Annotated in this window: 3 rRNA genes; all 3 read right to left on the reverse strand. The window is 55.7% G+C overall.

From position 1 onward, the window contains the following. Positions 1–2: 2 nt before the first annotated feature. The 3 genes from rrf to C8K38_RS26690 all read right to left on the reverse strand — a co-directional run bounded on the left by rrf (position 3) and on the right by C8K38_RS26690 (position 5,244). Positions 3–119, reverse strand: a 5S ribosomal RNA gene (gene rrf, locus C8K38_RS26680). Between the two features lie 144 nt (positions 120–263). Further along, positions 264–3,396 (reverse strand): 23S ribosomal RNA (locus C8K38_RS26685). A 332-nt stretch (positions 3,397–3,728) separates the two neighbouring features. Beyond that, a 16S ribosomal RNA gene (locus C8K38_RS26690) occupies positions 3,729–5,244 on the reverse strand. The 16S, 23S and 5S rRNA genes sit together here, the layout of an rRNA operon. Positions 5,245–5,486 lie beyond the last annotated feature (242 nt).

Raw genomic sequence — 5,486 nt, forward strand, 5'->3', positions numbered from 1 at the left:
ATGTTCGGCGGTGTCCTACTCTCCCACACCCTGTCGAGTGCAGTACCATCGGCGCTGGAGGGCTTAGCTTCCGGGTTCGGAATGGGTCCGGGCGTTTCCCCTCCGCTATGGCCGCCGTAACTCTATGAAACTGTCACACATTCAATTCCCCTCGCCCGAACCCAACAGGCCGGCAACCCTTTCTAGGGTGCCCACGATGTTGGTGGGGGTGAATGGTATCTGTGTGTTGTTTCAGATACCGCACAGTGGACGCGTAGCTTCTTTGTGGTAAGTCCTCGGCCTATTAGTACCAGTCACCTGCACACGTTACCGTGCTTCCAGTTCTGGCCTATCAACCCGGTGGTCTGCCGGGGGCCTTACCCCCTCAAGGGGGTGAGAAACCTCATCTTGGAACAGGCTTCCCGCTTAGATGCTTTCAGCGGTTATCCCTTCCGAACGTAGCTAACCAGCGGTGCTCCTGGTGGAACAACTGGCACACCAGAGGTTCGTCCGTCCCGGTCCTCTCGTACTAGGGACAGCCTTCCTCAAGTTTCTAACGCGCGCGGCGGATAGAGACCGAACTGTCTCACGACGTTCTAAACCCAGCTCGCGTGCCGCTTTAATGGGCGAACAGCCCAACCCTTGGGACCTACTCCAGCCCCAGGATGCGACGAGCCGACATCGAGGTGCCAAACCATCCCGTCGATATGGACTCTTGGGGAAGATCAGCCTGTTATCCCCGGGGTACCTTTTATCCGTTGAGCGACACCGCTTCCACTTGCCGGTGCCGGATCACTAGTCCCGACTTTCGTCCCTGCTCGACCTGTCAGTCTCACAGTCAAGCTCCCTTGTGCACTTGCACTCAACACCTGATTGCCAACCAGGCTGAGGGAACCTTTGGGCGCCTCCGTTACATTTTGGGAGGCAACCGCCCCAGTTAAACTACCCACCAGGCACTGTCCCTGAACCAGATCATGGTCCGAGGTTAGATGTCCAATACGATCAGAGTGGTATTTCAACAATGACTCCACGAACACTGGCGTGCCCGCTTCACAGTCTCCCACCTATCCTACACAAACCGAACCGAACACCAATACCAAGCTATAGTGAAGGTCCCGGGGTCTTTTCGTCCTGCCGCGCGTAACGAGCATCTTTACTCGTAATGCAATTTCGCCGAGTCTATGGTTGAGACAGCTGAGAAGTCGTTACGCCATTCGTGCAGGTCGGAACTTACCCGACAAGGAATTTCGCTACCTTAGGATGGTTATAGTTACCACCGCCGTTTACTGGGGCTTAAATTCTCAGCTTCGCTCCGAAAAGCTAACCGGTCCTCTTAACCTTCCAGCACCGGGCAGGCGTCAGTCCGTATACATCGTCTTACGACTTCGCACGGACCTGTGTTTTTAGTAAACAGTCGCTTCTCACTGGTCTCTGCGGCCCCACCCAGCTCACGGAGTAAATCCGATCACCAGACGAGGCCCCCCTTCTCCCGAAGTTACGGGGGCATTTTGCCGAGTTCCTTAACCATAGTTATCTCGATCGCCTTAGTATTCTCTACCTGACCACCTGTGTCGGTTTGGGGTACGGGCCGTGTAAAAGCTCGCTAGAGGCTTTTCTCGGCAGCATAGGATCACTGAATTCGCCTCAATCGGCTATGCATCACGTCTCAGGATATGTGTGGCACGGATTTGCCTATGCCACTCCCTACACGCTTACACCAGTATTACCACTGACTGGCTCAGCTACCTTCCTGCGTCACCCCATCGCTTGGCTACTACCAGATCAGGTCCCGCGCATCCCCCGACCATGATCCCGAAGGAACATTAGCCGGCTTCAGGGCGGTTAGTATCACTGATTCACCATGGGCGCGTTTACACGGGTACGGGAATATCAACCCGTTGTCCATCGACTACGCCTGTCGGCCTCGCCTTAGGTCCCGACTCACCCTGGGCGGATTAACCTGGCCCAGGAACCCTTGGTCATTCGGCGGAAGAGTTTCTCACTCTTCTTTCGCTACTCATGCCTGCATTCTCACTCGTGCAGCCTCCACGCCTGGATCACTCCGACGCTTCCATGGCTGCACGACGCTCCCCTACCCATCCATACCACTGCCCAAGTCCCCGCAGGAACAAGGAGGTGTATTGCATGAATGCCGCAGCTTCGGTGGTGTACTTGAGCCCCGCTACATTGTCGGCGCAGGATCACTTGACCAGTGAGCTATTACGCACTCTTTCAAGGGTGGCTGCTTCTAAGCCAACCTCCTGGTTGTCTTCGCGACCCCACATCCTTTTCCACTTAGTACACGCTTAGGGACCTTAGCTGGCGATCTGGGCTGTTTCCCTCTCGACTACGAACCTTATCGCCCGCAGTCTCACTGCCGCGCTCTCACTCACCGGCATTCGGAGTTTGGCTGATTTCGGTAAGCTTGTGGGCCCCCTAGACCATCCAGTAGCTCTACCTCCGGTGAGAAACACGCGACGCTGCACCTAAATGCATTTCGGGGAGAACCAGCTATCACGGAGTTTGATTGGCCTTTCACCCCTACCCACAGCTCATCCCCTCAGTTTTCAACCTAAGTGGGTTCGGGCCTCCACGACGTCTTACCGTCGCTTCACCCTGGCCATGGGTAGATCACTCCGCTTCGGGTCTAGAGCATGCGACTGGACCGCCCTATTCGGACTCGCTTTCGCTACGGCTGCCCCTCACGGGTTAACCTCGCCACATGCCACTAACTCGCAGGCTCATTCTTCAAAAGGCACGCCATCACCCCCAGCAGCAAGCTGCTCAAAGGCTTTGACGGATTGTAAGCGCACGGTTTCAGGTACTATTTCACTCCCCTCCCGGGGTACTTTTCACCTTTCCCTCACGGTACTAGTCCGCTATCGGTCACCAGGGAGTATTCAGGCTTATCGGGTGGTCCCGACAGATTCACAGCAGATTTCACGGGCCCGCTGCTACTTGGGAACCATTCACGAGAGCCGGGAAGTTTTCGTCTACGGGATTCTCACCCTCTACGACAGGCCGTTCCAGACCACTTCGACTAACAACCCGGTTTCTTACTCTCGCCCACCACGGCAGTGATGAGAAGAAAGGCCCCACAACCCCACGCACACAACGCCTGCCGGCTATCACATGTACATGGTTTAGCCTCTTCCGCTTTCGCTCGCCACTACTCACGGAATCACTATTGTTTTCTCTTCCTGTGGGTACTGAGATGTTTCACTTCCCCACGTTCCCTCCACACGCCCTATATATTCAGGCGCGGGTAACCACACATCACTGTGGCTGGGTTTCCCCATTCGGAGACCCTCGGATCTCAGCTCGTTTGACAGCTCCCCGAGGCTTATCGCAGCCTACTACGTCCTTCATCGGCTCCTGGTGCCAAGGCATCCACCGTACGCTCTTAATTACTTACAACAAAGATGCTCGCGTCCACTGTGCAGTTCTCAAACAACACACAACACCCAAACTCAATGTGATCACCAACCCCACCCAAAGGCGAAGCGGTATGACCACGTTCAGGTCTTGTAAGTTTCTTGCCTAGAAAGAAACACTCGCGTGTTCTCTCAGGACCCAACAGTATGCCGATATAACCGCGACTCCCACCAGCACTGAGGCCGGCGGTAATGAGTCGATGTGCTTGTCAGCGTCCACCCATGAGCTCCCGCAGCGAAACAGTGTTCACTAAACGGGCTCTGCCAGACACGACCTCGACTATTCGAGGACGTCTGCTGGAGAATGCTCCTTAGAAAGGAGGTGATCCAGCCGCACCTTCCGGTACGGCTACCTTGTTACGACTTCGTCCCAATCGCCGATCCCACCTTCGACGGCTCCCTCCACAAGGGTTAGGCCACCGGCTTCGGGTGTTACCGACTTTCATGACGTGACGGGCGGTGTGTACAAGGCCCGGGAACGTATTCACCGCAGCGTTGCTGATCTGCGATTACTAGCGACTCCGACTTCACGGGGTCGAGTTGCAGACCCCGATCCGAACTGAGACCAGCTTTAAGGGATTCGCTCCACCTCACGGTCTCGCAGCCCTCTGTACTGGCCATTGTAGCATGTGTGAAGCCCTGGACATAAGGGGCATGATGACTTGACGTCGTCCCCACCTTCCTCCGAGTTGACCCCGGCAGTCTCTTACGAGTCCCCGCCATAACGCGCTGGCAACATAAGATAGGGGTTGCGCTCGTTGCGGGACTTAACCCAACATCTCACGACACGAGCTGACGACAGCCATGCACCACCTGTATACCGGCCACAAGGGGGGCTACATCTCTGCAGCTTTCCAGTATATGTCAAACCCAGGTAAGGTTCTTCGCGTTGCATCGAATTAATCCACATGCTCCGCCGCTTGTGCGGGCCCCCGTCAATTCCTTTGAGTTTTAGCCTTGCGGCCGTACTCCCCAGGCGGGGCGCTTAATGCGTTAGCTACGGCACAGATCCCGTGGAAGGAACCCACACCTAGCGCCCACCGTTTACGGCGTGGACTACCAGGGTATCTAATCCTGTTTGCTACCCACGCTTTCGTTCCTCAGCGTCAGTTACTGCCCAGAGACCCGCCTTCGCCACCGGTGTTCCTCCTGATATCTGCGCATTTCACCGCTACACCAGGAATTCCAGTCTCCCCTGCAGTACTCAAGTCTGCCCGTATCGCCTGCAGGCCCACCGTTGAGCGGTGGGTTTTCACAGACGACGTGACAAACCGCCTACGAACTCTTTACGCCCAGTAATTCCGGACAACGCTCGCACCCTACGTATTACCGCGGCTGCTGGCACGTAGTTAGCCGGTGCTTCTTCTGCAGGTACCGTCACTTTCGCTTCGTCCCTGCTGAAAGAGGTTTACAACCCGAAGGCCTTCATCCCTCACGCGGCGTCGCTGCATCAGGCTTTCGCCCATTGTGCAATATTCCCCACTGCTGCCTCCCGTAGGAGTCTGGGCCGTGTCTCAGTCCCAGTGTGGCCGGTCACCCTCTCAGGTCGGCTACCCGTCGTCGCCTTGGTAGGCCATTACCCCACCAACAAGCTGATAGGCCGCGGGCCCATCCTGCACCAGTAAACCTTTCCACCAAAAGCCATGCAGCCTTTGGTCATATCCGGTATTAGACCCAGTTTCCCAGGCTTATCCCGAAGTGCAGGGCAGATCACCCACGTGTTACTCACCCGTTCGCCGCTCGTGTACCCCGAAGGGCCTTACCGCTCGACTTGCATGTGTTAAGCACGCCGCCAGCGTTCGTCCTGAGCCAGGATCAAACTCTCCGTTGAAGACTCTAGATTTCACAGGCGAACCTGCTAATCAGTCATAGACATCGAGTCAAATCACTAGCATTCAAAAACTCAAACTAGCTTCAAACACTGACCCCTCTCCGACGGAAGAAGGAAAAGAGCCAGCAAATACCCACACCACTGAATCCAATTGGAAAGAGTGAGTGTGGAGTACCAAAATATTGGCACTGACATTCATCGGCACACTGTTGAGTTCTCAAAGAACACGCACACACCATCAC

The sequence above is a fragment of the Rhodococcus sp. OK611 genome (assembly GCF_003050885.1).
GTDB lineage: Bacteria > Actinomycetota > Actinomycetes > Mycobacteriales > Mycobacteriaceae > Rhodococcus_G > Rhodococcus_G oryzae.